Here is a 3,453-nt window from a genome sequence, read left to right as displayed (position 1 = left end):
CTTTTTAACCTCTATACCACAAAGAATTTTTAAATCTTCTGTTACCTTTAAAACTAAATCTAATTCATTTAAATTGTGTTCTTTTACCACAGTAACCGAGAGTAACTCTTTATTTCCTTTAGATTTTGTAGCAATACTTGTATGATAAAAAATATTGTTAATCAATGCATTGTCATCTGCAACTAAACCAATTAATGGTTTATTAATTATTTTAGTATTTGTTTCAAAATAGAAAGTATGGCAACTTTTCCAACTAGTTTCTTGGTTTTTTAAATTAGAAATTAATGCGCTTGCTTCGGTTGCAATAATGGTAATATGTGTTTTTATTTCGCTTTCATCTCCTAAAATAATTTTAGAATCTAAAACCTCTTTTACGTTTTGATTAAATACAAAAGAGGTGTTTTTTAGCTTGTCTTTTAGTTGATTAGAAATTTCCTGTATACCACCTTTTGGCAATACCGCTTTTCCTTCACCAAACATTTTGTAAACAAATTCAAACATTCTACTAGAAGTTTCTAGTTGATTTTCTAAGAAAATTCCGCTAAAAAAAGGTTTAAAAAACTTGGTCATAATATCATTTGAAAAACCAAAATCTTGTAAATATTGTAAGGTTGTTTTTTCATCTTCCTTAAAAATGGCAGCAATCTTTTTCTTTTTTAAAAGGGTATTTAATTGTAAGATTTTTCGTTTATCAGAAAAATTGCCAATAGTAGAAAGTAACGTAGGAAATAACATAGAAAAACTTCGCAATGGATCTCCAATAGTTTGTGTTTTTCCGTTTTTAAAAATAGTAGCTCCTGGCAATAATTCTTGTAAATCTAACGCTTTATAATCTAAATATTTTTGTGCTGCTGGGTAAGAAGATAATAAAACCTGAAAACCATGATCTAAAATATAATCATCAATAATATCTGATTTTACACGCCCACCAACTTTATCTGTAACCTCTATAATTGTTGGATGATAACCATGATTTTCTAAAACCTGTGCTGCAATTAATCCACTAATTCCTGCACCAATAATATGTATTTTATATGCTGATTTTTCCATTTTCTACGTCTTTTAACTCTTCTTTTTTTCTTAAATAAGAGGTTAATATTTTTTGCACATCTTTATTATCTCTCTTGGGTTGTAAGTAAAACTGATAATCTTCTGGATGCTGAAGTTGTGTATCTAAATCCTTATCAATATAACCAAAACCCTGGTAAACACCCTCTAAAATTAAAACAAAACCAATTTCGTTGGTAAATCTACCTTTTTCTTTTATTACCCTATTTTCTGATGCCAAACCTATAGATTCTATGGCTTGTAATACTCTTTTATTGTATAGTGCAACAGATTCTTTACCACAACAAACCCCTTTACATTCTTTTATTTGATGATGAAAACACTGTTTTACATTGGTTTGCAAATGACAATACTTGGGGCATAATGTAAATTCTTGACATAATTTTTCTAAAAAAGTTCTGCAAGCTGCTAAAGAATAGAAGGTGGCTATTTGGTTTGAAACTAACTTTATTTTATTAAATGCCAAATGGATCACTCCTTTTTGATCTTCGTAAGAAAATACACCAAAAGCAGCATTATTATTTTTTTGAGAACGATTGTACTTTGGGTATTTGTTTTTGATTTCTGAAGACTCTAATAACAAAGCCAACAACTCACTTCCTGTTTCTGTATAAGAAATATGTGCAGTTTCTATACACATTTCTTGTTCTTTTTTCTTTTTATCGTAAAAGTGGCTGATTACTCTTTGTTTGATATTATTGGCTTTACCAACATAAATAATTTCTTTTGCCGAATTTTTAAAATAATAAACTCCAAAAGTTTCTGGTAAATTATCTACCGTTTTTTTATCTAAAAGAGGAGGTAAAGTAGCTTGTCTAGAACGTGGATTTAAAAAGGAATTAATGATAAAATGCTGATCTCTCTTTATCAATCTTCTCAATAATTCTACTGTGGCTTCTGCATCTCCTTTTGCTCTGTGCCTACCATTTATAGGTATATTTTCTCCAGAACAAATATTACCTAAACTGTAAGATGGCAACCCAGGAACTATTTTTCTAGTTAAACGAACTGTGCAGAGTTTTTTACGTTTCCAATCGAAGCCCAAACTTTTAAATTCGTCTCTAATAATGTTATAATCGAAATTTACATTGTGTGCCACAAAAATTAAATCTTGCGTAATCTCTTCTACCTTTTGTGCAATTTCGTAAAATTTAGGTGCATTTCTAACCATAGCATTTGTAATACCAGTTAGATTTGTAATAAAAGGTGGAATGTTTTGCTCTGGATTTACCAGCGTTGTAAACTCATTTATTATTTTTTCGCCATTAAAAACCAATACAGAAATTTCTGTAATTTTTTGACCTTTATGGCCATTTCCTGTGGTTTCTATGTCTACAACAGCATACAATTATGCCATTATATTTTTTAAATCTGCAATGGTTTCTGTTGGGTTTTCTGCTTTAAAAACATAACTACCAGCCACCAAAACATTAGCACCTGCTTCTATTAATTGGTTAGCATTTTTATTGGTAACACCACCATCTATTTCTATTTGGCAATCAGATGCTGTAAATTCTATTAAATGTTTTAATTGACTTACTTTTTTATAGGTATTTTCTATAAAAGACTGCCCACCAAAACCTGGATTTACACTCATAATACACACCAAATCTAAATTTGTAATAATGTCTTCTAAAACAGCAATAGGTGTGTGTGGGTTTAAAGCAACACCAGCTTTCATACCTGCAGCTTTTATGGCTTGCACAGTTCTATGTAAATGGGTACATGCTTCGTAATGTACTGTTAAAATATTAGCGCCTAAATCTGCAAATGTTTGTATATATTGATCTGGATTTACAATCATTAAATGCACATCTATTATTTTTTTAGCATGTTTTGTTATTGCTTTTAAAACGGGCATACCAAAGGAAATATTAGGTACAAAAACGCCATCCATAATATCTATGTGAAACCAATCTGCTTCACTATTATTTACCATTTCTATATCGCGTTGTAAATTGGCAAAGTCTGCTGCTAAAACCGAAGGTGCTAGTATATTACTCATTGTATTATTTTGAATTTTTACAAAGATAATTAATTCATAAATGAGAATGATGTGGAAGAAGTAATATATTTTTATACAAGTTTAGCCGTGATTGAAGTGACATCCTTTTTTTGCTTCATTAGATATAGAATTTGTTAGTTGTTATAAAAATACTTTTTAAATTAGATAGATGCTGAAATAAATTTAGCATAAAAAAGATAAAACGGAAAGCGCGAAATAGCTTCTAATAAAAAAACTCTCGAAAATTAATTCGAGAGTTTATGTTTATTTTAAGTAAGTGAAAAATACTAACCTAAATAAGTCATTAATATTTTAGATCTAGAAGTGTGTTTTAATCTTCTAATTGCTTTTTCTTTAATTTGACGTACACGCTCTCTCGT

The 3,453-nt window shown here is 29.4% G+C and carries 3 protein-coding genes and 1 pseudogene; all 4 read right to left on the bottom strand.

What is annotated here, in order from left to right:
- Positions 1 to 1,050, bottom strand: a 1,050-nt coding sequence (locus ACTG3S_RS08910; RefSeq protein ID WP_439129007.1) for an FAD-dependent oxidoreductase, incomplete at its 3' end; no start/stop codon positions are given.
- Entirely contained in the window at positions 1,031 to 2,416 is a 1,386-nt protein-coding gene (locus ACTG3S_RS08905; RefSeq protein WP_439129006.1) for an exonuclease domain-containing protein, read from the bottom strand. The genes ACTG3S_RS08910 and ACTG3S_RS08905, both read right to left, overlap by 20 nt.
- Complete coding sequence (gene rpe / locus ACTG3S_RS08900; protein ID WP_439129005.1) at positions 2,417 to 3,073, bottom strand: ribulose-phosphate 3-epimerase; 657 nt, start codon at positions 3,071 to 3,073, stop codon at positions 2,417 to 2,419. It abuts the gene before it with no gap.
- A gap of 287 nt (positions 3,074 to 3,360) precedes the next feature.
- Positions 3,361 to 3,453, bottom strand: a pseudogene (locus tag ACTG3S_RS08895) (RNA polymerase subunit sigma); the annotation flags it as partial.

The sequence above is a fragment of the Polaribacter sp. genome (genome assembly GCF_965656025.1).
Taxonomy (GTDB): Bacteria; Bacteroidota; Bacteroidia; order Flavobacteriales; family Flavobacteriaceae; genus Polaribacter.
The sequence above is the reverse complement of the archived record's forward strand: the minus strand, read 5'-3'. Positions and strand labels throughout refer to the sequence as shown.

Coding starts and splice junctions, on each gene's coding strand:
- rpe (WP_439129005.1), bottom strand. CDS start 3,073: ATGAGTAATATACTAGCACCTTCGGTTTTAGCAGCAGACTTTGCCAAT.